Genomic DNA, 23,149 nt, shown 5'->3' on the forward strand with positions numbered 1-23,149 from the left:
AGCTCCCAACAGCATCAGCTCCGTCCGCAGAGTCTATCGGATGGCTAAGGGCAAGCGGCCGCACAAGCCCCCGACAGCCCAAGTTCCCTGCAGCCTATCCCTAACCATCAGCTAAGGGCAAGCAGCTGCGCAAGCCCCTGCGGGGCGACCCGTCCAAAGCCCAGGGTGAAGGAACGCTGTAAGCGTGACAGAACCCTGGGTAAAGCATTCCCTTATTCAGCGAGCCCTACAGGGGCGATCCTCAAAACAAGGAAGACCAAGCGCACAGCGGTATGATGCTACACCGCGGACGCTTTGCGGGTCGCCCCTGTAGGGCTTTATTCCTATTTATCTAGCCTACCCAGGGTTTGGTCGCCCTTGTAGGGCTACGCACCCTGGGCTTTGATTGGGTCGCCCCGCAGGGGCTTCTTCAAGCCATCTGAACAAGCCTTGTACAGCCACACAAGCCCCTAAAATCCGAAGCTATCCGAGGACTATCCCTAACTATGAGTTGAGGGTAAGCAGGCCGCGCGAGCTCCCGACAGCGGCGTCCCGCTCCGTCCCTAGTGGGGACGAAGCGGGATATAAGAAAAGCCTCGGGGGCTGACCGTACTGGTCAGCCCCCGAGGCTCGTAGTCTTAGGGCTAGGTCGAGACGAGGCAGGCGAGGCAGCTACTCGCCTGAGAGGGCGTGCCACAGCGGCTCGTCGGGCACGGGCGCCGTCAGATCCAGCGCTATCCCGCTGACGGGATGGACGAAGGTCGTGCGGCGCGAGAGCAGGCTGATGCTGCCGTCGGGATTGCTGCGCGCGGCCCCGTACTTGAGGTCGCCCCGTATAGGGCAGCCGATGGCCGCCAGCTGGCAGCGTATCTGATGGTGGCGGCCCGTATGCAGCTCGACCTCCACGAGGTGATAGCGATCGCCCGAGGCCAGCAGGCGGTAGCTCAGGCGTGCCAGCTTCGCCCCCGGGCGGTCGGGACGCTGCGCCACATAGCTCTTGTTCTGCTGCTCATTACGCACGAGGTAGTGCTCCAGCGTGTCCGACTCCTTCGGCGGGCGGGCGGTGACGATGGCCCAGTAGCGCTTCTGCACCTCGCCACGGCGGAAGAGCGCGTTCATACGGCTCAGTCCCTTGCTCGTCTTGGCAAAGACGACGAGTCCTCCGACGGGGCGGTCGAGGCGATGGACGACCCCGAGGAAGACATTGCCGGGCTTCTGATACTTCTCCTTGAGGTAGCCCTTGAGGGCTTCGCTCAGCGGTTCGTCGCCCGTCTTATCTCCCTGGACGATCTCGCCAGGGCGCTTGCTCACCACCAGCAGGTGGTTATCTTCGTAGATTAGGATAGGGGTGTATGGATGAGCCATAGGAGTGGGGTCATTTATGGAGACTACGTAGGGCGCGCTTGGTGATGTACCTTGTCTCGGGGCAGTCCTGCTCCTCGAGCCAAGCCGCGCATAGGCGCTCGACGAACTGCGGCTGGGTCTTGGAGGCATCGTTGAGCCAATTCCCCACACTATTCTGTACATAGCGCGAGGGGTCTCTACGCAGGGGTGTCAGGATGGGCAAGCCCAGCTCGGGCTGCTCCTTGAGCCGTGTGCTGTGTGCGCACCATACCCCACAAGGGCGCGTAGCCTCAGAGGCAAAGCGGCGAATATACTCACTCTCATCCGTCCTCGCCCAATGTGCTAGCGCGGGGATCGCCTCGTCCAGCTCGTCTATGATCTGCTGACGAAGGGCGAACCAAGCGACCTCCCGCACGCCGAAGTGTTCGTCTCGAGCGAAGGGGTATATATAGCGCAGGGCCTCCTGCAGACTCGTCGAGGGTTGGGCATAGGCCGCCCAGCAGCGGAGCATATCGGAGGGGTGTGCGGCCAGCTCCTGGAGTAGGGCTTTGTCTCCCTGCTGGCGAGTGAGCTGGCCGAGGCTACGACCTATCACGCTGCAGGTACTGTGGGTGGAGGGCTTCCTCTGGGCACGGATCTGAGCTAGGAGCTCAGGGAGATAGTCGCTCCGCCCGAGGAGGTGGAGCTGGTGCTCGAGTAGGGCTACCTGGTCTACAGCTAGCCACTCGGTGAGGTTGGCCGTCTCGGCCTCGCCTCGATTGATCTGCTCGAGTAGGTCTGTAGGGATCTGAGCGACCGAGCGTGCGCCTACACGTTTGGCTTGGGTCATGTATGGGTAACTACTGGGCTTAGTCGCCGATGAAGGTCGCATTGAGCACCTCGCGGTAGCTATTGAAGATGGCACTCTTGGAGATGAAGCCTAGGTAGTGACCCTCATCGTCGACGACGGGCATCTTCCACGCCTTGGTCTCGTCGAAGAGGCGCATTACCTTGGTCATTGGCATCGAGGCATAGACTTTGACCTCGGGCGTGACCATGAAGCGGCGCACGCGGTAGCGCTCGTAGAGCTCGGGGCGGAACATGATGTTGCGTACATTGTCCAGCTCCACGATCCCCACCAGCAGCCCCTGGCTATCGACGACGGGGAAGGAATTGCGATGGCTGACGCTGATGACGCGCACCATCTCCCCGAGGGTCATGTCGGGACTGACGCGCTCGAAGTCCTGCTCCAGCACGTGCTCGACATTCATCAGCGTCAGCACAGCCGTATCCTTCTGATGCGTCAGCAGCTTGCCCTGCTCCGCCAGGCGCAGCGAGTAGATACTGTGCGGCATGAAGATACGTATCGTGGCGAAGGAGGTCAGCGACACCAGCATCAGCGGCAGGAAGAGGTTGTAGCCGCCCGAGAGCTCGGCGATGAGGAAGACCCCCGTCAAGGGGGCATGCATCACCCCAGCCATCAGGCCCGCCATCCCGAGCAGGATGTAGTTCTTCGGCGAGATAAAGACCTGCAGCGAGGAGAAGTAATTGACAAGGTAGGAGAAGATAAAGCCCGTGAGGCCGCCAGCAAAGAGCGTGGGGGCGAAGAGACCACCGCAGCCGCCGCCCGAGTTCGTCGCCACCGAGGCGAAGACCTTGAAGAGCAGCGTCAAGAGGAAGAAAGCAAAGACGACCCAATAGGAGCCGGCGAAGCCCTCGAAGAGGCTCCCCTCGAGGAGCTCGATATACTGCCCGTCCAGCAGCGTATTGATCGCATCATAGCCCTCGCCATAGAGCGGAGGGAAGAGGAAGATCAAGAGGGAGAGGATGGCTGCGGAGATGAAGTAGCGACGGCGACGGCTCTCCACCCGCTTGAAAGCACCCTCGATGCGGAACATCGTCTTGGAGAAATAGAGCGAGATCAGCCCACAGAGGATCCCCAGAAGGATCATCAGCGGGATGCGCTCTATATGATAGGGGTCTGTGGGGATGAACTGGAAGAGAATCTCCTTACCCGTGAGGATATAGGCCACAGCGGCCGCGGAGACCGAGCTCACCAGCAGCGGCAGCACCGAGGCCATCGTCAGGTCCAGCAGCAGCACCTCGATGACGAAGACCAGCCCCGTGATGGGCGCCTTGAAGATGCCCCCAAGCGCACCAGCCACACCGCAGCCGATGAGCAGCATCAGGTTGCGCTGCTCGAGGCGGAAGAGGCGGCCGAAGTTCGACCCAATAGCCGCTCCCGTCAGTACGATGGGCGACTCTGCCCCGACCGAGCCCCCGAAGCCGATGGTGATAGCACTGGCCAGCAGCGAGGACCAGGTATTGTGGGGCTTCAGCCGACTCTTGCGCTGGGAGATGGCACTCAGTACCTTCGTCACGCCGTGACTGATGTCATCGCGCACTACGTAGCGGACGAAGAGCAGCGACAGCAAGATCCCCAGCGCGGGTAGGATCAAGTAGAGGTAGCTGTGCTCGTCGATACCGAGCAGCAGGAAGCGCTCTATATGATGGATGATGAACTTGAGGAAGGCCGCCAGCAGCGCCATCGTGACGCCGATGGAGAGGCTAAGCAAGAGGATGAAGTAGCGCTCGCTGATATGCTGCTCGCGCCAAACGATGAGGCGCTCCAGCAGTGTGCGGCCTGTGGCTAGTCCGAGCTTCATGAGGCGATAGCTAGCGGGCTAGGGACGGATGACCTTGACCTCTCCCGAGGGACCCAGCATGATGATCTGCGAGGGCTGGCTAGGGGTCTTATCCGTCTGACGATAGCGTACGACGTAGTCCACGCCCTCGCGGATCGCGGGGCTAATCCCGTCGAAGAAGAGTGGCGTAGGGTCGCCGCTGATATTGGCCGAGGTCGAGACGATGGGACGACGTAGGCGGCGACAGAGGGCGGAGGAGAACTTCTCCCGGCTCTGCCTAATGCCGAGGCTCTGCCCCTCGCCTAGCAGCGAGGGCGCCACCCCCTTAGCTCCCTGATAGATGATGGTGATGGGACGCACCGCCAGCTCCATGAGGTCGTAGGCCACATCGGGCACGGGACCGACGATGGACTCCAGTGGGTAGGTCTCGTCGATGAGTACGAGCATGCTCTTGCTATCGGCACGCTGCTTGAGCTCATAGATGCGGCGCACGGCCTCCTCATTGGTCGCGTCGCAGCCGATGCCCCATACCGTATCGGTAGGATATAGGATGATACCGCCGCGGCGCAGCGTCTCTACGGCCTGCGCTAGGTCCTCGGGGGCGTAGAGCTCCTCGTCCTTAGTCTTCTTCATGAGCCTTGTCTGTAGCTTGGTCCTTAGTATCGATAGCCGTCACGCCCGCAGCCTCCTCAGGCCAGCCCTGGGCGCGTAGCTTGATCTCTGCCCCATCGGGCGTGACGAGGTAGCAGCCTGCTGCAGCGTCCGTGACGTGCCCGATGACATGTACCCCCTCCAGCGTGCGGATGCGGTCCAGCTCGCCGAGCGGCAGGGTGAAGATGAGCTCGAAGTCCTCGCCGCCGCTCAGGGCGACGGTCGTCGTCGACATACCGAGCTCCTCGGCCATGCTGGCCGTCTCGACGTCGATGGGCAGGCGCTCCTCGTAAATGCGTATCCCTACGCCGCTTTCCTTAGCTAGGTGAAGCAGTTCGCTCGCCAGACCATCGCTGCTATCTATCATTGCGGTCGGGCGCAGTCCCCCCTCCTGCAGCTGGCGGATGATGTCCTGCCGTGCCTCGGGGCGTAGCTGGCGCTCTAGGATGTACTCGCGCCCAGCGAAGTCAGGGTCAAAGTCGCCCGTCTGCCCCGCGAAGACGCGCTTCTCACGCTCCAGCAGCTGCAGTCCCATGAAGGCCGCACCAAGGTTCCCGCTGACGCAGATGAGGTCGGTAGGCTGTGCCCCGCTGCGACGCGTCGCCTCGCCCTTAGCCACGATGCCGAGGCAAGTGATGCTCAGGCACAGCCCCGTGAGGCTGGAGCTGGTATCGCCGCCGATGAGGTCCACCCCATAGCGGTCGCAGGCTAGGCGTAGCCCCGCATAGAGCTCCTCTAGATCCTCCAGCGCGAAGCGCGCCGACACGCCGAGCGAGACGGTGAGCTGCTGCGGGTGCCCGTACATCGCGTAAATATCGGAGAAGCTGGAGACGGCAGCCTTGTATCCGAGGTGCTTCAGCGGGGTGTAGGTGAGGTCGAAGTGGATGCCCTCCAGCAGGAGGTCCGTCGTGACGAGGGTCTCGGTGCCCTCGGGGTAGGCTACGATGGCGGCATCATCGCCGACACCGAGCACGGTCGTGTCGTTATGCTTGGGCAGCCCCTGAGTCAGGTGGCGTATAAGGCCGAACTCCCCGAGCTCGGCCAACTCTGTTCTCTGCATCTAGATGCTTGACTTACTTAGTTCGTACTGCTCAGCGTCTGAGCGCTGGCGGGAGAGCACTGGCCGCACGCTGCAGCATCTGCTCGAAGGCCTCCCGCTGGTAAAGGATCTCCGTCCGTATGGGGAGATAGTATAGGTGGTCGACCAGCTCGTCGGGCAGCTTGTCCTGAAGCTCCACGAGACGTACGGCATCCTTCTCCGTCGTCATCAGGTAGAGCGGGTCGGGACTCTCGGCACGCAGCGCCTCATAGCGCTGTGCGATGGCGGCGAGGTCCCGCGAGCGGTAGCTGTGGTGGTCGGGATAGACGAGGCGCTCGACGAGGCGGTACTTGCTCTCGAGGTAGCTATGGAAGCTCTGCGGCGCGGCGATCCCCGAGAGGGCCACGAGGCGCACTCCGTCGGGCAGCTCGCCGCCGCGATGGGAGGAGGCCGTGCCCGCTAGGCTGCGTAGCCTGTGGGGACGATGGTAGCAGATGTGCGAGAAGAAGATCTGCTGATGCGGATAGAGCGCGAGGTTGCGCTGCATGATACGCATCTGGATGGGCGACATATCCTCGGGGCACTTCGTCATGATGATGCAGTCGGCACGGTAGCGGGCTGAGGCAGGCTCACGCAGATTGCCTGCGGGCAGCAGGGCGTCCTCGTGCAGCTCGCGGCTGGCATCGACCAGGAGGATGCTGAAGGACGGGTGCACGTAGCGGTGCTGGAAGCCATCGTCCAGCAGTACCACCTCGGGGCGCTCGGCCTCGGGCAAGGCCATCAGGTAGCGCATCGCCCTGCGGCGGTCGCCGTCGACGATGAGGCGCACCTCAGGATACTTGAGGCTCAGCTGCTTCGGCTCATCGCCTATCTGCTGCACGCTGGCCCCTGGAGTGACGTCCTGCAGCCCGCGGCTGGAGCGCTTGTAGCCGCGACTGATGACGGCCAGGCGGTAGCTCGGACGCAGCAGCTCGATGATCAGCTCGATGTGCGGCGTCTTGCCCGTGCCTCCGACAGTGATGTTGCCTACACAGATCAGCGGGATGTCGTAGTGGTGCTCCCGCAGCAGCCCGCTATTGAAGAGGTAGTTGCGGAGGCTTACCCCAGCGCCGTAGACGAGGGAGCAGAGCTTGAGGATGGGGTTATCGCGGCGCTGCATAGCAGGAAGCTGTGGGGGCTAGCAGGCTAAGGCTTAGTAAGGTGTCGTGCCGTAGGGCAGACGAGCCTGGATGCCTGAATAGGTGGTGAGCTGACGCATCAAGAGGCTGACGCGGCGCTCTTCCTCGGTCATGAACTTAGCACGCAGGCGGGCCACGAAGCTATCGGAGGTCTCGCTGGAGAAGAGCTGCTCCCAAAGGCTGCGGGAGGTCTCCCCATAGTTCACACGGTAGTTCTTGCTGATGCCAGCGAGCTTGGCGGCCAGCTGGATGGCAGTGTCGAGCCCGCCGAGCTCATCGACGAGGCCAAGCTCCTTGGCCTTCGATCCCAGCCATACGCGACCCTGACCGACTTTATCCACCGAGTCAATGGGCATGTCACGCCCCTCGCTGACACGGCTGAGGAAGGTGCGGTAGCCACGCTCGACCATACGCTGCACAGCGCTCCGCGCCTCGGGACTAAGCCCCTGCAGCTGGAAGCCGAAGAAGCTCGCATCGAGTACCCCTGCATAGGGAGAGGTCTTGACGACGTCCATCGACAGCCCAAGACGCTGCGCCAGCGCCGAGGCGTCAGGGATGATGCCGAAGATACCGATCGACCCCGTCAAGGTCATGGGGCTAGCGACGATGGCATCCGCTGCCGAGGCGACGTAGTAGCCCCCCGAGGCTGCGAGGTCTCCCATGGAGACGACGACGGGCATCTTCTTCTTGAGGCGGCGTATCTCGTGCCAGATAGCCTCGCTGAGGAAGGCACTACCGCCAGGGCTGTTGATACGCAGTACAAGGGCCTTCGCCTTGCCCTCCTCGGCGACTCGCTTGAGGTCCTGAGCCAGCTGCTCACCGATCCCCTCACCATAGGAGCTGCCCGACATGATGTCGCCCTCGGCATAGAGGACGGTGATCTCGGGAGCATCACGTAGCGGACGACGCTCCTCGGGCTGCGCTACGAGATCCGCGAGACTGACCTGGTGCAGGGCCTTGGGGGACTTGACCCCTACAAGGCGGCTAATGATGTCCTCCATATCGAGGCGGAAGACTAGGCTATCGACAAGACGATAGCGCAGTAGCTCACGTGCCTCATCGAAGGCGCGTCCCATACTGGCAAAGGTCTGCAGGCTCTCGACCGAAATACGCCGTGCAGACGCAATCCCCTGAAGCATGTGCTCCCATACGCCCTCGAGGTACACGCGCGTCTGCTCCTTGTTGGGCTCGCTGCGCTGATCGAGGATGTAGGGCTCGACGGCCCCCTTGTAGGTGCCCACCTTGAAGACCTCGGCCTTGATCCCGAGCTTGTCCAGCGCCTGACGCATCATCACTGTGCTGCTGGCGAGCCCGACGAGGTTCACCGAGCCCTCGGGGTTGATGTAGATCTTGTCCGCTGCCGTAGCTAGGTAATAGGCGCGCTGGTCGTAGCTGTCGCCATAGGCGTAGACGAACTTCCCCGATTTCTTGAAGTCCTGGAGTGCCGTACGCAGCTCGTCGATAGACGCCAGTCCCGCGTTGAGGGACTCTACGTTGAGGTAGATCCCCTTGATCTTATCGCTAGCCTTAGCCCTACGTATTCCCTCGATGGCCTGTGTCAGTGAGACGGGCTGACTGCCTTTCTTGCCAGGCAGGTACTGCATCCAGTCATCGGTGGTCACGATCTCCCGTAGGTCCGCCAGGTCAATGCGCAGAACGCTGTTAGACGCCAGCTCAGGCACCCGTGAGGAGGGACTCGGGATCATCATCGCAATAAGGACGAAGAAGAACACGATCGCCAGCCCACAGGCGATGATGTGTGCACCGAGGAAGCCCAAGAAGGCAGCTAGGACCGTTTTCCCAAAGCTGAGTGGTTTACGTGGAAGTGGGGTTATATCCATGATCAAAGGGGCATAAATGCGTGTGTACAAATATACTGATTTATCCCTATAGTCCTTATCACCCTGCTCTGAGCTAAGGCTCCATAAGCACTAGGGTAAGAGAGCTCCCCTTTGGAATTTATGGATGGGTTCAAGAGCAAGCTCAGCAGCCCCGACTTCTGACTTACCTAGGCAAGGAGCAGCAACACTAGCGAGTAAGCGGCGACAAGCTGGCTGGAGAGGTGAGGTAATCGTAGGTCAGCACCACCAAGCCATAGGGCTGAATGAGCAGAGTAGTCTGGGGCGCGGAGTGCAGAGATTGGGCAGGACGACGTAGTGACTGATACGAGGGCTTGGCAAGCAGCTGGGAGAGCCCAGTGAGGGCTTTGCTGGCGGGGTGGGGTGGCTAGAGGGAGAGGCGGCCGTCGAGAAGGCGCCAGAGGACAAAGTCCTGCCAGTCGGTGAAGATATGTAGGCACAGACCTACCCCCAGCACCCGTAGCCACCACGGCCAGCCGAGGCGCCCGTAGGGCAGCACACAGAGCAGCGCGTACAGCAGCACAAAGGGCCAGGAGTGCAGCAGGTGGAAGCCCACACTACAGCGCTCAGGGTCGAAGATCGGCCGCACCAGCAGATGATCGAGGTCGATCGCCATCGTCGCGAGCAGCAGCAGATATACGCGGAGGCGCGAGCGCTTGGGCCACAGCGCGGCTAGGAAGTAAGGTGCGACGAGGTGCAGCCCGTAGTGGGCGAGGAGCTTGAGTAGTGGGAGCATAGATGGGGCTATTGCTTAGGCTTCGTACCAAAGATACGCAAGATGCACTATAGCGCTGAGCGGACGACGCTCTTTGCCTAATGCTTAGGACTTGGAGGACGGTGCGTAAGATGTATCATAGCACGTAGGGGCTGGTACCCTTTGCCTCGTGTTTAGGGCTGGAGACTGTGCGTAAGATGCGCCATAGTGACGAGCAGGCGGCATCTCTTACCTTAATATATAGAGCTAGGACGAAAGGGGGGCCGCAAGTACTCCTTATATGTCCAGCTAGGGAAAAGCAGCACCGCGGGCGCTCGCAGAGGCCTCGGGAGAGGACTAGGCGAGCGCCCGCGGCGCTTAGCGTTTTGGGGTCGGGGAGGGACTACATCATGCCGCCCATACCCCCCATAGCGGGGTTCATGGCAGGCATAGCAGAGCCTTCCTCCTTCTTGTCAGCGATGACGCACTCCGTCGTGAGGAACATGCCCGCGATGGAGGCTGCGTTCTCCAGAGCGACACGCGTGACCTTAGCAGGGTCGATGACGCCCGAGGTGTAGAGGTTCTCGAACTTGTCCTGACGCGCGTTGTAGCCGAAGTCACCTTCGCCATCCTTGACGCGCTGTACGATGACAGCCCCTTCCTTACCGGCGTTGGTCACGATCTGGCGCAGGGGTTCCTCGATGGCGCGGCGGATGATCTCGATACCCGTCGTCTCGTCTTCGTTCTCTCCGACGAGGCCTTCAAGGGCACGGACAGCACGCAGGTAGGCCGTACCGCCCCCAGGGACGGTGCCCTCCTCGACGGCGGCACGCGTAGCGCTGAGCGCATCGTCGACGCGGTCCTTCTTCTCCTTCATCTCTACTTCGCTAGGCGCACCTACGTAGAGGACAGCCACGCCACCAGAGAGCTTGGCTAGGCGCTCCTGGAGCTTCTCACGGTCGTAGTCGGAGCTGGTGTTAGCGATCTGAGCCTTGATCTGAGCTGCGCGCTCGCGGATAGCCTCCTTGTCACCTGCGCCGTTGACGATGGTCGTATTGTCCTTGTCCACGCTGACCTTCTCTGCCTTGCCGAGCATCTCGAGGGTCACAGCGTCGATCTTCAGGCCAGTCTCCTCGCTGATGACTACGCCGCCCGTGAGGATGGCGATATCCTGAAGCATAGCCTTGCGGCGGTCGCCGAAGCCAGGAGCCTTGACGGCACAGACCTTGAGGCCACCACGCAGGCGGTTCACGACGAGCGTAGCCAGCGCCTCGCTATCGATGTCCTCGGCGATGATCAGTAGGGGACGGCCCGTCTGGACGGTCTGCTCGAGGATGGGGAGGATCTCCTTGAGCGTAGAGATCTTCTTGTCGTAGATGAGCAGGTAGGGGTTCTCCAGCTGCGCCTCCATCTTCTCGGAGTTGGTCACGAAGTAAGGGGAGATGTAGCCGCGATCGAACTGCATGCCCTCGACTACCTCTACGGTCGTCTCGATGCCCTTGGCCTCCTCGACGGTGATGACACCTTCCTTGCTGACCTTGCGCATCGCCTCGGCGATGAGCTGACCGATCTGTTCGTCACCGTTGGCCGAGATCTTAGCCACGTGCTCGATCTTCTCGAAGTCGTCGCCGACCTCCTGTGCCATGGAGCGGATCTCGCTGACGATCTTCGCTACGGCCTTATCGATACCGCGCTTGAGGTCCATGGGGTTGGCCCCTGCGGTGACGTTCTTGAGCCCGACGCCGATGATACTCTGGGCGAGGATGGTGGCGGTCGTGGTGCCGTCACCCGCATCGTCGTTGGTCTTCGAGGCTACCTCCTTGACGAGCTGAGCGCCCATGTTCTCGAAGGGGTCCTCCAGCTCTACCTCCTTGGCCACGGACACGCCGTCCTTGGTGATGTGGGGTGCGCCGTAGGTCTTGGAGAGGATGACGTTGCGCCCCTTGGGGCCGAGGGTTACCTTGACGGCGTTAGCTAGGGCGTCTACGCCACGCTTGAGGCTCTCGCGAGCCTCTATGTCGAACTTAATTTCCTTTGCCATGATCTTGTATGCTTGGATAGCTGTGTACTTCTATGTGTCTGCTGTGCTGCGGGGCTAGAGCGTAGCGAGGACGTCGGACTGACGCATGATGAGGTACTTCTCACCCTCGTGCTCGATCTCGGTGCCCGCGTACTTGCCGTAGAGGACGGTGTCGCCTGCCTTGAGGACCATTTCCTCGTCCTTGGTGCCGCCGCCGACGGCTACGACTTCGCCCTTGAGGGGCTTTTCCTTGGCGGAGTCGGGGATGATGATCCCGCTGGTGGTCTTCTCTTCCTGTGCAGCAGGGCGTACGAGGACGCGGTCTGCCAGTGGCTTGATGCTCATAGTTTGTATTCTATTAGATGTTATTTGTCACTTGTATCGGTGGGTGCGGCCCTGAGGGCGAGCGCTCGACCATTGAGGGCGTGGGCAAAGGCTATGCCAAAGAAGCGAAGCCTCGCTGTCGGCTGCCAAGATGTCAGACCCATCGCCGAGCTCTCCGCTCCCTTAGGTCAGAAGGTCGGTAGGGACGGCTCTTGCTGCCGAGGCAACTTGCCTCCTCGCCCCGTCCCGAGCGAAGCTTCGGGTGGCTGCGGGCTAGAGTGGGGTGCCCCTTAGGGATATCCCTCAGGTCGCTGAGGGGTATCAGTGGGCGCCGTGAGGGACGTCCGTCAGGAGGCTGAGGGATATCAGTCAGGACACCCGTGATGGGGTGGGGGAGAAGCGCTGTCGTGAGGGGAGCGGGGCGAAGGAAGGGACGGAGCGGCCCTAGGAGGCGGAGCCGCCGCGCGCGTGACGCGTCCCTGCTCTACGTAGAAATGCGTAAATTTGTACCCTCTAGCGTGCTGGGGCTAGGGCCTCCCGCCCTGACCCTAGCGCGTCTGACATGCGTATACATATATAATATATATAGACCTCACGAAGCCATTATGGACTTAGCTACGAAGTACAGCCCCGAGGCTGTGGAGAGCCGCTGGTATCAATACTGGATGGAGCACAAGCTCTTTCACTCGAGCCCCGATGCTCGTCCTGCCTACACCATCGTCATCCCTCCGCCCAATGTGACGGGGGTGCTGCACATGGGGCACATGCTCAATAACAGCATCCAGGACATCCTGGTACGCCGGGCGCGTATGCGTGGCTTCAACGCCTGCTGGGTCCCTGGTACCGACCACGCCTCCATCGCTACGGAGGCCAAGGTCGTCGGGCGTCTGGCTGCTCAGGGCATACAGAAGACCGATCTGACGCGTGAGGCCTTCCTCGAGCACGCCTGGGACTGGACGCGTGAGCATGGGGGCATCATCCTCGAGCAGCTCAAGCGCCTCGGCGCCTCCTGCGACTGGGAGCGCACGGCCTTCACCATGGACGAGGAGCGCTCGCAGAGCGTCATCGACGTCTTCGTAGACCTCTACCGCAAGGGGCTCATCTATCGCGGCGTGCGCGTCGTGAACTGGGACCCCAAGGCACAGACGGCGCTCAGCGACGAGGAGGTCATCTATCAGGAGCAGCAGGGCAAGCTCTACTACCTCCGCTACTTCGTCGAGGGCGAGGATCGCTACGTGGTCGTAGCTACGACGCGCCCCGAGACGATCATGGGTGACACTGCGGTGTGTATCAACCCCAATGACGAGCGCTACCGCGACCTCAAGGGCAAGCGCCTGATCGTACCCCTGGTAGGCCGCTCGGTGCCCATCATCGAGGACGAATATGTAGACATAGAGTTCGGTACCGGTTGCCTCAAGGTGACGCCTGCCCACGACATCAATGACTATATGCTCGGGCAGAAGCATCAGCTCGAGACGATCGATATCTTCAATAATGACGGGAGTCTCAATCAGCACGGCGGGGCCTATGCTGGGATGGATCGCTTCGATGTGCGCAAGCAGATCGAGCTCGACCTCCAGGCAGCTGGCCTGATGGAGAAGGTCGAGGCCTATACCAATAAGGTAGGGCACTCCGAGCGTACCTTCGTTCCCATCGAGCCCAAGCTGTCGATGCAGTGGTTCCTCAAGATGGAGACCCTTGCCAAGCCTGCCCTCGATGCGGTGATGCAGGATGAGATCAAGCTCCACCCCGCGAAGTTCAAGAACACCTACCGCTACTGGATGGAGAACATCAAGGACTGGTGCATCAGCCGTCAGCTCTGGTGGGGGCATCGCATCCCAGCCTACTACCTCCCCAGCGGGAGCTTCGTCGTCGCGGCGAGCGATGAGGAGGCGCTGCGTCTGGCGCAGGAGCAGGATCCCAGCCTCACGGCTGCAGACCTTGTCCGCGAGAGTGACTGCCTGGATACCTGGTTCTCCTCTTGGCTGTGGCCGATCACGGTCTTCGCCCCTGCACTGAGTGAGGGGGATAAGGAGCTCGACTACTACTACCCGACCTCCGACCTCGTGACGGGTCCCGATATCCTCTTCTTCTGGGTGGCGCGTATGATCATGGCGGGCTACGAGTTCCAGGGCAAGAAGCCCTTCGAGAACGTCTATCTGACGGGGATCGTGCGCGACAATCAGGGCCGCAAGATGTCCAAGACGCTGGGCAACTCCCCCGACCCGCTCGACCTGATCGACAAGTACGGCGCCGACGGCGTGCGTATGGGCCTCATCATGAGCGCGCCTGCGGGTAATGACATCCTCTTCGATGAGAGCCTCTGTGAGCAGGGGCGCAACTTCTGCAACAAGCTCTGGAACGCCTTCCGCCTCGTCAAGGGCTGGACGGCAGACGCTGTCGCAGCTCCGCAGCCCGAGGCCTCGCGTCTGGCGAGCTACTGGATGCGCCAGGTCCTCAACGAGGCGGCCACCGAGCTGGAGGACCTCTTCGCCAAGTACCGCATCAGCGAGGCGCTGACGCTCGTCTACAAGCTCATCCGCGACGACTTCAGCTCCTACTACCTCGAGCTGATCAAGCCCGCCTACGGCACTCCCATTGACCAGCAGACCTGCCAGGAGGCGCTGGACTTCTTCGACGAGGTACTGCGTATCCTGCACCCCTTCATGCCCTTCATCACCGAGGAGCTTTGGCAGAGCCTCAGCCCACGTGCCGAGGGCGAGAGCATCATGTACGCCCAGCAGCGTGCCGCCGAGGCTGCCGACACGGCCTTCCTCAGTCGCTTCGCTGCCGCACAGGAGGTCATCACCGCCGTGCGTAGCCTGCGCACCAGCAAGAACCTCTCCCCACGTGAGGAGCTGACCCTTGAGGTCGCCCCCAGCTACAGCACGGAGCTGGATGAGGTGCTGACCAAGATGGCAGGCCTAGCGACCATCGACCGCTCGGGGCAGCGTAGCGAGGGCGCAGTGAGCTTCATGGTCGGGACGGACGAATTCGCCGTGCCCATGGCTGCCTACATCAATGTAGAGGAGGAGCTGGCCAAGCTGCGTGCCGACCTCGAGTACCAGCAGAAGTTCCTCGCTGGCGTGACGAAGAAGCTCAGCAATGAGAGCTTCGTGGCGAAGGCGCCCGAGGCCGTCATCGCCCTCGAGCGTAAGAAGCAGGCCGACTGCGAGAGCCGTATCGCCTCCATCGAGCAGAGTATCCGCCAGCTGGAGGGCAAGTAATGCAGACTCCACTCACCGAGCATCCCGACTACACGTCCCAGCACCACCCCTTGGCTATCCATATAGGGGAGGTGCTGGAGGCAAAGGTCGGGAAGCGCCTGCCACGCCCTATCCTCCGCACGCTGGAGCATATCATCCACCAGCGGGAGATCAATGACGTCCTCTATCGCTACGGGCATCTCGAGGGTCGGGACTTCCTGGCGGGGCTGATGCAGGAGTTCCGCCTGACGACCGAGTGGGTACACCCCGAGCGCCTGCCCGAGAATGGGCGCTGCATCTTCGTCTGCAACCATCCCCTCGGTGGCATGGATGGCATCACGCTCTGCCACATGCTCGGGGAGCGCTACGGAGCCGTGCGCTACATGGTCTCGGACCTGCTCTACTACCTCAAGCCGCTGCAGCCTGTCTTCCTCCCCGTCAATAATCGGCAGGGCACGCAGGCCCGCGGCGCCATCCAGCTGATGCAGGAGGCGCTGGAGGGCGATGCGCCCATCGGCAGCTTCCCCGCAGGCTCCTGCTCGCGTATCTTCGATGGGCGACTGCAGGACAGACCTTGGCACAAGACCTTCGTCAGCCAGGCCATCAACTACCAGCGCGACGTGGTGCCGCTGCACTTCGTCGGGCGCAACTCCCGCCACTTCTACTGGGTGTGGCACCTCAAGAACGCCTTGCGCATGAAGTTCGACCCAGGGCAGGCCTTGCTCCCTGACGAGCTCTTCCGCGCTCGGGGCAGCCACTATACCGTCCTCGTCGGGGAGCCCATCTCCTGGCAGAGCCTCCGAGACAGTGCTCTGACACCACAGCAGGAGGCCCAGCGCATACGCGCCCTGAGCTACCAGCTACGCGAGGAATACGACCGCACGCACCGCTAAGTGCATACTATGTACACCACACCGATCATCACACCCATAGATAAGGCGCTGATACGTGCCGAGCTGACGCCTGACAAGCTCCTGCGCCAGACCAACAAAGGGGGCAACGAGCTCTACGTCTTCCATGCCCTGAGCGCTCCGCATACCATGCGTGAGATCGGGCGCCTACGTGAGGAGGCCTTCCGCTACTACGGCGGCGGCACGGGTAAGGATTGTGATATTGATAGCTTTGACCTAGACCCCGAGGGCTATCGACAGCTCATCGTATGGGATCCCGCAGAGGAGGCCATCCTCGGCGGTTACCGCTTCGTCTTCGGCGACGAAGTGGGCTATGATGCCGCCACGGGCAAGCCACGGCTCGCGACGGCAGAAATGTTCGACTTCAGTCCGCGCTTCCTCAGCGAGTACCTACCTTATACTATAGAGCTGGGTCGCTCCTTTGTCTCGCTGCCCTACCAGTCTACGCGTATGGGGGCCAAGAGCCTCTTTGCCCTCGACAACCTCTGGGACGGGCTGGGCGCACTGACGGTGCTCAACCCCGAGATGCGCTACTTCTACGGCAAGGTGACGATGTACAAGGACTACGATCGGCACGTGCGCAACCTCATCCTCTACTTCCTCTCGCAGCACTTCCCCGACCCTGAGCAGCTCGTCACGCCGACTGAGCCGCTGCCGATAGAGGTCGATGAGGCGGAGGTGCGGGAGCTTTTCCAGCTCGAGGACTTCGCCTCGGACTACCGCTCCCTCAACTGTGCGGTGCGTGCTCTAGGGCTCAACATCCCGCCGCTGGTCAGTGCCTACATGGCGCTCTCCCCCGAGATGCGCGTCTTCGGCACGGCGATCAATCATGAGTTCGGCCTCGTCGAGGAGACGGGCATACTCATAGCCATCGACACCATTATCCCCTCCAAGCGGAGCCGACACATAGAGACCTTCGAGCCCGCGGAGGCACAGAGTGACCTGCTATGGACGAACATCTCAAGACGGGTGCGCTTGGTGAAGAGCTAGCCTGCCGCTACCTCGAGGCCAAGGGCTACAGCATCCTGGAGCGCAACTGGCGCTCGGGGCACCGCGAGCTGGACCTCATCGCTCAGCGCGGAGGCACGCTGGCCATCGTCGAGGTCAAGACCCGCAGCGCCGGCAGCCTCCTCAGGGCTCGCGACAGCGTCAGCCAGCGCAAGCAGTCCCTCATCATACAGGCTGCCGACCACTACGTACGTACCCGAGGCCTCGAGCTGGACGTACGCTACGACATCATCGCCATAGATATCGCCAGCGACCGGAGCTACACGCTAGAGCACATCGAGGCTGCCTTCTACCCGCGTCTAGGCAGTCACCGCCGCTCCCGTCGCCCGTCGACTAAGCCCCACAAGTAGATGATCGCGCTCTCTACCCCCGTCAGCCTCCCGCCCTCCCCGCCTAGACTCAGCTACGGGCAGGCGGTGATGAGCCTCGGCTCCTGCTTCAGCCAAAGCATCGCCACGCGCCTCAGAGCCGGCGCACTGGACGTCCTGGTCAATCCCTTCGGTATTCAGTACAACCCGCTCTCTATCGCTGCTGCGCTGGAGCGTATCCTCGAGGAGCGTCCCTTCGAGACGGACGAGCTCGTAGAGACCAGCGGTGGCTACGCCTCGCTCCTGCATCACGGCAGCTTCACCCGCCGCCGACGGGAGGACGCGCTGGAGCTGATGAACTCCAGCCTTGAGCGTGCTGCGGCTCAGCTCCAGCGCCTGGACTTCCTCCTCCTTACCTGGGGCACGAGCTACGTCTACCGCTGGGGCGAGACGGGCCGTGTGGTGAGCAACTGTCATAAGCTCCCCGAGCGCCTCTTCCACCGCCAGCGCGTGGGCCTCGACGAGCTCGCGGCGTGCTGGCTGCCCCTGCTGGAGCGCCTCTTCACCCTACGCCCCGAGCTCCAGATCATCACTACGGTCAGCCCGGTGCGCCACCTGCGCGATGGAGCAGTGGGTAATGCACGCAGCAAGGCCACGCTCCTGCTGCTCTCCGAGCTCCTCGCGGAGCGCTACCCCGAGCAGCTGCACTACTTCCCCTCCTACGAGCTGATGATGGACGAGCTGCGGGACTACCGCTACTACGCCGAGGACATGACGCACCCCTCGGAGCTCGCTGAGCGCCTTATCGCCGAGCGCCTCACCCAGTGGTGGCTCAGCCCCGAGGCGCAGCGAGGCATCGCCGAGGCCGAGCGCCTCCTCAGCGAGCTGCGCCACCGTCCCCTCTCCAGCGAGCCCGAGGCGCACCGTGAGCGGCTGGAGCGCCTTGAGGCTAAGCTCGCCGCCTTCTACCGCAAATATCCCTCCGCCCTAGACCTAGCAGCCCTTGTATGAACTCCTCCCTAGCCCCCAGCCTTAGCCCCCAGCAGATTGTCCAGCTCCTCGGTGCCAGGACCGAAGCCCTGCCCTACGAGCGCCCCGTGCAGTGGCTGCTCACTGATAGCCGCTCGCTGACGGCGCCCCGCGATAGCCTCTTCGTCGCGCTGCGCACGGAGTCGGGCGACGGGCAGCGCTATGTCGCCGAGCTCTATGAGGCGGGCGTCCGCCACTTCCTCCTGCATGAGGGGAGCCTCGAGGCCAGCGCCTATCCCGAGGCCAACTGCTACTTCGTCCCCGACACGCTGGCGGCGCTGCAGCTTTTGGCGGCGGCGCATCGTGCCTCCCTCCCTCAGCTGCAGCTCGTGGCCATCACGGGTAGCTACGGCAAGACCATCGTCAAGGAGCTCCTCTATCAGCTCCTCTCGCCGCACTACAGCTGCTACCGCAGTCCGCGCAGCTACAATTCGCAGCTCGGTGTGGCACTCTCGCTGCTGGGGCTGCGTGCCGAGCATGAGCTGGCCTTCATCGAGGCGGGCATCTCGCAGCCTGGGGAGATGGCGGCACTCGCGGCGATGATCCGGCCCGAGGTAGGCGTCTTCACGGGGCTGGGCAGTGCCCATCAGGAGCACTTCGCCTCCATGGAGGAGAAGCTCGAGGAGAAGCTCCAGCTCTTCGCCTCCGCCCGCTGCATCATCTACCCTAAGGATAAGGGCTGGGTCAGCGAGCGTATCGAGGAGCACTACCCCGCGGAGCGCCTCCGCAGCTGGAGTTACCTCGATCCCAAGGCTACGCTCTATATCCCCCATAGCCTCACCCAGGCCGATCGCTGCGAGCTGACCTGCATCCACAGGCAGCAGGCCTACGAGCTGGTGCTGCCCTTCACGGACGCTGCCTATATCGAGGATGCGCTGACGGCACTCTGTCTCGTGGCGGAGCTCGCCCCCGAGCTCCTCAGCGAAGCGAGCCTCTGCAGTACCCTGCGCCCCGTGAGCATGCGCCTCGAGGTCAAGGAGGGTGCGCGAGGCTGCACGCTGATCAATGACTACTACAGCTGCGACCTGCAGAGCCTGCCCATCGCGTTGGACTTCCTGCGTCGCCGTGCCGATAGCTCGGGCATGCGCCGCGTCCTCGTCCTCTCCGACATAGAGGGCAGTGGGCTGAGCGATGAGGAGCTCTACGGAGAGGTGGCCCGCTACCTCAGGGACTACGAGGTCCAAGAGCTCTATCTGGTCGGGCCGCGTAGTAGCGGGGAGGCGAAGCGCTTTGGCTTCATCCCCTGCTCCTGCTATCCCGATACGGAGACGCTGCTCGGCTCGCGCGTGCTGGAGCAGCTCTCGGGCGTCTGCCTGCTGCTCAAGGGGGCACGGCGCTTTGCCTTCGAGCGTCTCTACCGCAGCCTTTCGGCGCACGTGCACCAGACGGTGCTGGATGTCGACCTCAGCGCTGTCGTCTCCAACCTCAATCACTACCGCAGCCTCTTACCTCCAGGCCACCCGCTGATCTGCATGATCAAGGCCGACGGCTATGGCGTCGGAGCGGTCGAGCTGGCCCGCACGCTCCAGGAGCACCGCGTGGACTACCTCGCCGTGGCGGTAGCCGATGAGGGGCGCGAGCTCCGCGAGGCGGGCATCAGCACGCACATCATGGTGATGAATCCCGAGCTCAGCACGGCCGATACCCTCTTCGAGCAGCGCCTCGAGCCCGAGGTCTATAGCTTCGCCCTCCTCGAGGGGCTGGCGCGTGCCGCCCAGGCGCACGGGCTCAGCGACTACCCGATACATATCAAGGTGGATAGCGGCATGCACCGCCTCGGCTTCTCGGCCGAAGAGATCCCCGAGCTGGCTGCGCGTCTCAGGGAGCTCCCTGCACTGAGAGTCAGCAGCATCTTCTCCCACTTCGCCGCCTCCGACGAGGGCGAGCCCAAGCGCGCCTTTACCGAGGGGCAGTACCGCTACCTGCTGGGGGCGGCCGAGGAGCTCAGCCAGCGGCTAGGCTACCGCCCCCGCTACCATATTCTCAATACGGCGGGCATAGAGCGCTACCCTGAGTACGCGCTGGATATGGCGCGCCTCGGCCTCGGCCTCTACGGCATCAGCCCCACGCAGCTGCCTGGCACGACGCCTATAGCGCGCCTCTCGACCATCATCCTGCAGCTGCGCTCGCTGCCCGCGGGCGAGTGTGTCGGCTACGGCTGCCGCGGCCTCACGCAGCGCCCCGCACGCATCGCCGTCATCCCGATAGGCTATGCCGATGGCTTCAGCCGTAGGCTCAGCAATGGCGCCTATGCGGTCTCCGTGCACGGCGTCCTCTGCCCGACCATAGGCAACGTCTGTATGGATGCCTGCATGATCGACGTCACCGAGGTGCCCGAGGTCGCGGAGGGGGACGAAGTCCTCATCTTCGGCGAAGAGCCTCGCCCCATCCAAGCCCTCAGCGCAGCCCTCGATACCATCCCCTACGAGGTGCTGACGACGCTCTCGCCCCGCATCCAGCGCCGCTACTGGCGCGAGTAGCCTAGGGCGCTGACGCTGCCCCTCGGCGCGGTGCTGCCCCTCGTCGTCCCTTCCTCCCGCTTTGCTCACTACACCTATATACCATACGATGCAGCTCCCTAGTCCCCTTCGCCGCCTAGGCCTAGCCCTTGCTGTCCTAGGCCTCGCCCTCGAGGTGCTGGCTCAGAGCCCTATGGCTCCGCGCCCCTCCTATGCCGAGCTCGTGGATCCCCTCACGGGGACGCTGAGCAGCTACGAGCTCAGTGCGGGCAATACCTACCCCGTCATCTCTCGCCCCTGGGGGATGAATAGCTGGACGCCCCAGACGGGCAAGATGGGCGACGGCTGGCAGTACACCTACACGGCTCAGAAGCTCTGCGGCATCAAGCAGACGCACCAGCCCAGCCCCTGGATCGGAGACTATGGCCAGTTCGCCTTCCTCCCTATGGTCGGCGCCTCCCCGCGCTTCGGCGATGAGGAGCGCGCCTCCTACTTCAGCCACAAGGCCGAGCGGGCGCATCCCTACAGCTATGAGGTCTACCTGGCGGACTATGATACCCAGCTGCGCCTAGCGCCTACCGAGCGGGCTGCCGTCTGCGAGATCACCTACCCGAGCTATAGCAAGCCCGAGGAGCGCTGGCTCATCATCGACGCCTACGATGGGGGGAGCGAGCTCACGCAGACCTCGCCGCGGACGCTCGTGGGCGTCAGTCGGCGCAATAGCGGGGGCGTACCCGCGGGCTTCGGCTGCTACTTCATCTTCACCTTTGAGGAGCCTATTAGCCTCGTCCAGTTCAAGGAGATCAAGGGTGAGGGAGGCACGCGGGCGCTCGCTGCCGTACGGCTTTCCTCCACCAAGCCCCAGCTGCGTCTCTGGGTCGCCTCCTCCTTCATCAGTCCCGAGCAGGCGGAGCTCAACCTCAAGGAGGCTGCAGGGCGCGACTTCGCCACCATCGCCCGCGAGGGCAAGGCCGTGTGGGATGAGCTGCTGGGACGCCTCGCCGTAGAGGACGAGCACCCCGAGCGGATGCGCACCTTCTACAGCATGCTCTACCGCTGCCTGCTCTTCCCACGTCGCTTCTGGGAGCGTAACGCGGCGGGTGAGATCGCCCACTACAGCCCCTACAATGGCAAGGTACTGCCCGGCTACATGTACACCGACACGGGCTACTGGGATACCTTCCGCGCGCTGATGCCGCTGATCAACCTTGTCTACCCCGACGAGGCAGGGCCCATGGCTGAGGGGCTGATGAATGCCTACCGCGAGAGCGGCTTCCTGCCCGAGTGGGCGAGCCCCGGGCATAGGGACTGCATGGTGGGCAATAACTCCGCCTCCGTCCTCGCCGATGCCTTCCTCAAGGGGCTGGGTCGCCTCGAGGGGAGGGAGGTCGTCGCGGCGCTGCTGCATGGGGCCAATGCCGAGCACCCTACGATCAGCTCCACGGGGCGCAAGGGCTATCAGTACTACAATAGGCTCGGCTACATCCCCAGCGATGTGGGGATCAAGGAGCACGCTGCCCGTAGCCTCGAGTATGCCTATGCCGACTGGTGCATCGCTGAGGTGCTCCGCCGCACGGGGGCACCGAAGAAGCTGGAGGCCCTCTACCGCTCGCGCAGCCAGAACTATCGCAAGCTCTACAACCCTACCCTCGGGTGGATGCAGGGACGCAAGGCCGACGGCAGCTGGCAGCAGCCCTTCTCGGTCTATAAGTGGGGCGATGCCTTCACTGAGGGCAATGCGCTGCACTACACCTGGTCGGTCTTCCACGACGTCCCAGGGCTCATGCAGCTGATGGGCGGTGCTGCGGGCTTCACGGCGCACCTGGATAGCATCTTCTCCCTGCCGCCCCTCTTCGACGAGAGCTACTACGGCTTCGTCATCCACGAGATCCGCGAGATGCAGCTGATGAATATGGGCAACTACGCCCACGGCAATCAGCCCATACAGCACATGATCTACCTCTACGACTATGCGGGTAGACCGCAGCGCACGCAGTGGTGGGTGCGCGAGGTGATGGACCGCCTCTATAGCGCACGCCCTGATGGCTACTGCGGCGATGAGGACAACGGCCAGACCTCGGCCTGGTACGTCTTCTCTGCCCTCGGCTTCTACCCTGTTAATCCCGTCTCGGGCGAATATGCGCTGGGCATCCCTTACTTCCGCCGCGTCCGCCTGCAGCGCCCTGGGGCAAAGCCCTTCGTCATCACGGCTGACCGCCCCGAGGGGCGCTACGTACGGCGGACGCTCCTCGGGGAGCAGCCGCTAGCGAAGCCCTTCCTCAGCTATCAGAGCATCCTCGAGGGCGGGCGCCTGTACTTCGAGCTCGAGCCGCAGCCCAATCCCTAGCGTACTCCCGCCCGCAGCCCCTAGGGGGCTCTATCCTAGGGGAAGGCCTTCCTCCCCCTAGTGCGAAGCCCGCGACTGGACGTCTCCAGCCGCGGGCTTCGCTTGTCTTGGCGCTGCTCTACTCGGCCTAGGAAAAGCCTGCCGCGTGCCTGGCCGCCTAGCGCGCGGC

17 protein-coding genes are annotated in these 23,149 nt (G+C 62.8%); 7 read left to right on the forward strand and 10 right to left on the reverse strand.

Features of this window, described 5'->3' with window-relative positions; genetic code table 11:
• Nucleotides 1-651: 651 nt before the first annotated feature.
• From Q0248_RS00830 to Q0248_RS00875, 10 genes are all read right to left on the reverse strand, one after another.
• A complete protein-coding gene (locus Q0248_RS00830; RefSeq protein WP_299318614.1) occupies nt 652-1,344 on the reverse strand; it encodes an RNA pseudouridine synthase in 693 nt (230 codons plus the stop codon).
• A 10-nt stretch (nt 1,345-1,354) separates the two neighbouring features.
• Nucleotides 1,355-2,152 carry a HEAT repeat domain-containing protein gene (locus Q0248_RS00835; RefSeq protein ID WP_299318615.1) on the reverse strand — a complete coding sequence of 266 codons (798 nt, stop codon included), beginning with the start codon at nt 2,150-2,152 and terminating at the stop codon, nt 1,355-1,357.
• 19 nt (nt 2,153-2,171) lie between these two features.
• Nucleotides 2,172-3,968, reverse strand: a complete 1,797-nt coding sequence (locus Q0248_RS00840) for a chloride channel protein (protein ID WP_299318617.1) — start codon at nt 3,966-3,968, stop codon at nt 2,172-2,174.
• A gap of 18 nt (nt 3,969-3,986) precedes the next feature.
• The gene (locus tag Q0248_RS00845; protein ID WP_299318618.1) at nt 3,987-4,580 is read right to left on the reverse strand and encodes an L-threonylcarbamoyladenylate synthase; all 594 of its coding nucleotides are present in this window, start codon (nt 4,578-4,580) and stop codon (nt 3,987-3,989) included.
• Nucleotides 4,567-5,658 (reverse strand): thiamine-phosphate kinase, encoded by a 1,092-nt coding sequence (gene thiL, locus Q0248_RS00850; protein ID WP_299318620.1) that lies wholly within the window; start codon nt 5,656-5,658, stop codon nt 4,567-4,569. The genes Q0248_RS00845 and thiL overlap by 14 nt, the downstream gene beginning before the upstream one ends.
• A gap of 31 nt (nt 5,659-5,689) precedes the next feature.
• On the reverse strand, nt 5,690-6,796 hold the full coding sequence (gene lpxK / locus Q0248_RS00855; protein WP_299318621.1) for a tetraacyldisaccharide 4'-kinase: 1,107 nt from the start codon (nt 6,794-6,796) through the stop codon (nt 5,690-5,692).
• Nucleotides 6,797-6,829: 33 nt separating this feature from the next.
• Complete coding sequence (gene sppA / locus Q0248_RS00860; protein WP_299318623.1) at nt 6,830-8,593, reverse strand: signal peptide peptidase SppA; 1,764 nt, start codon at nt 8,591-8,593, stop codon at nt 6,830-6,832.
• Nucleotides 8,594-9,041: 448 nt separating this feature from the next.
• Entirely contained in the window at nt 9,042-9,410 is a 369-nt protein-coding gene (locus tag Q0248_RS00865) for a DUF6122 family protein (protein WP_299318624.1), read from the reverse strand.
• Between the two features lie 361 nt (nt 9,411-9,771).
• On the reverse strand, nt 9,772-11,409 hold the full coding sequence (gene groL, locus Q0248_RS00870; RefSeq protein ID WP_299318627.1) for a chaperonin GroEL: 1,638 nt from the start codon (nt 11,407-11,409) through the stop codon (nt 9,772-9,774).
• 54 nt (nt 11,410-11,463) lie between these two features.
• Entirely contained in the window at nt 11,464-11,733 is a 270-nt protein-coding gene (locus Q0248_RS00875; RefSeq protein WP_211788922.1) for a co-chaperone GroES, read from the reverse strand.
• 584 nt (nt 11,734-12,317) lie between these two features.
• Between Q0248_RS00875 and Q0248_RS00880 the strand changes: the two genes are divergently transcribed.
• From Q0248_RS00880 to Q0248_RS00910, 7 genes are all read left to right on the forward strand, one after another.
• Nucleotides 12,318-14,939 carry a valine--tRNA ligase gene (locus Q0248_RS00880; protein WP_299318631.1) on the forward strand — a complete coding sequence of 874 codons (2,622 nt, stop codon included), beginning with the start codon at nt 12,318-12,320 and terminating at the stop codon, nt 14,937-14,939.
• Nucleotides 14,939-15,811, forward strand: coding sequence for a 1-acyl-sn-glycerol-3-phosphate acyltransferase (locus Q0248_RS00885; protein WP_299318633.1), 873 nt, complete (start codon nt 14,939-14,941; stop codon nt 15,809-15,811). Before Q0248_RS00880 ends, Q0248_RS00885 begins: the two co-directional genes overlap by 1 nt.
• A gap of 9 nt (nt 15,812-15,820) precedes the next feature.
• Nucleotides 15,821-16,819, forward strand: a complete 999-nt coding sequence (locus Q0248_RS00890; protein WP_299318635.1) for a GNAT family N-acetyltransferase — start codon at nt 15,821-15,823, stop codon at nt 16,817-16,819.
• Nucleotides 16,777-17,187 carry a YraN family protein gene (locus Q0248_RS00895; protein ID WP_299318638.1) on the forward strand — a complete coding sequence of 137 codons (411 nt, stop codon included), beginning with the start codon at nt 16,777-16,779 and terminating at the stop codon, nt 17,185-17,187. Before Q0248_RS00890 ends, Q0248_RS00895 begins: the two co-directional genes overlap by 43 nt.
• Nucleotides 17,188-18,156 carry a GSCFA domain-containing protein gene (locus Q0248_RS00900; RefSeq protein ID WP_299318639.1) on the forward strand — a complete coding sequence of 323 codons (969 nt, stop codon included), beginning with the start codon at nt 17,188-17,190 and terminating at the stop codon, nt 18,154-18,156. It abuts the gene before it with no gap.
• Nucleotides 18,153-20,654, forward strand: a complete 2,502-nt coding sequence (locus Q0248_RS00905; protein WP_299318642.1) for a bifunctional UDP-N-acetylmuramoyl-tripeptide:D-alanyl-D-alanine ligase/alanine racemase — start codon at nt 18,153-18,155, stop codon at nt 20,652-20,654. The genes Q0248_RS00900 and Q0248_RS00905 overlap by 4 nt, the downstream gene beginning before the upstream one ends.
• An 88-nt stretch (nt 20,655-20,742) precedes the next feature.
• Entirely contained in the window at nt 20,743-22,980 is a 2,238-nt protein-coding gene (locus Q0248_RS00910; RefSeq protein WP_299318644.1) for a GH92 family glycosyl hydrolase, read from the forward strand.
• Nucleotides 22,981-23,149 lie beyond the last annotated feature (169 nt).

The organism is uncultured Porphyromonas sp. (assembly GCF_938046015.1).
In the GTDB taxonomy this organism is placed as follows: Bacteria; Bacteroidota; Bacteroidia; order Bacteroidales; family Porphyromonadaceae; genus Porphyromonas.

Bases quoted from the DNA above. Each gene is read 5' to 3' on its own strand.
- Q0248_RS00835 (WP_299318615.1), bottom strand. From the start codon at position 2,152: ATGACCCAAGCCAAACGTGTAGGCGCACGCTCGGTCGCTCAGATCCCT.
- Q0248_RS00845 (WP_299318618.1), bottom strand. From the start codon at position 4,580: ATGAAGAAGACTAAGGACGAGGAGCTCTACGCCCCCGAGGACCTAGCG.
- groL (WP_299318627.1), bottom strand. From the start codon at position 11,409: ATGGCAAAGGAAATTAAGTTCGACATAGAGGCTCGCGAGAGCCTCAAG.
- Q0248_RS00865 (WP_299318624.1), bottom strand. From the start codon at position 9,410: ATGCTCCCACTACTCAAGCTCCTCGCCCACTACGGGCTGCACCTCGTC.
- Q0248_RS00875 (WP_211788922.1), bottom strand. From the start codon at position 11,733: ATGAGCATCAAGCCACTGGCAGACCGCGTCCTCGTACGCCCTGCTGCA.
- Q0248_RS00830 (WP_299318614.1), bottom strand. From the start codon at position 1,344: ATGGCTCATCCATACACCCCTATCCTAATCTACGAAGATAACCACCTG.
- lpxK (WP_299318621.1), bottom strand. From the start codon at position 6,796: ATGCAGCGCCGCGATAACCCCATCCTCAAGCTCTGCTCCCTCGTCTAC.
- thiL (WP_299318620.1), bottom strand. From the start codon at position 5,658: ATGCAGAGAACAGAGTTGGCCGAGCTCGGGGAGTTCGGCCTTATACGC.
- Q0248_RS00895 (WP_299318638.1), top strand. From the start codon at position 16,777: ATGGACGAACATCTCAAGACGGGTGCGCTTGGTGAAGAGCTAGCCTGC.
- Q0248_RS00880 (WP_299318631.1), top strand. From the start codon at position 12,318: ATGGACTTAGCTACGAAGTACAGCCCCGAGGCTGTGGAGAGCCGCTGG.
- Q0248_RS00900 (WP_299318639.1), top strand. From the start codon at position 17,188: ATGATCGCGCTCTCTACCCCCGTCAGCCTCCCGCCCTCCCCGCCTAGA.
- Q0248_RS00890 (WP_299318635.1), top strand. From the start codon at position 15,821: ATGTACACCACACCGATCATCACACCCATAGATAAGGCGCTGATACGT.
- Q0248_RS00905 (WP_299318642.1), top strand. From the start codon at position 18,153: ATGAACTCCTCCCTAGCCCCCAGCCTTAGCCCCCAGCAGATTGTCCAG.
- Q0248_RS00885 (WP_299318633.1), top strand. From the start codon at position 14,939: ATGCAGACTCCACTCACCGAGCATCCCGACTACACGTCCCAGCACCAC.
- Q0248_RS00910 (WP_299318644.1), top strand. From the start codon at position 20,743: ATGCAGCTCCCTAGTCCCCTTCGCCGCCTAGGCCTAGCCCTTGCTGTC.
- Q0248_RS00840 (WP_299318617.1), bottom strand. From the start codon at position 3,968: ATGAAGCTCGGACTAGCCACAGGCCGCACACTGCTGGAGCGCCTCATC.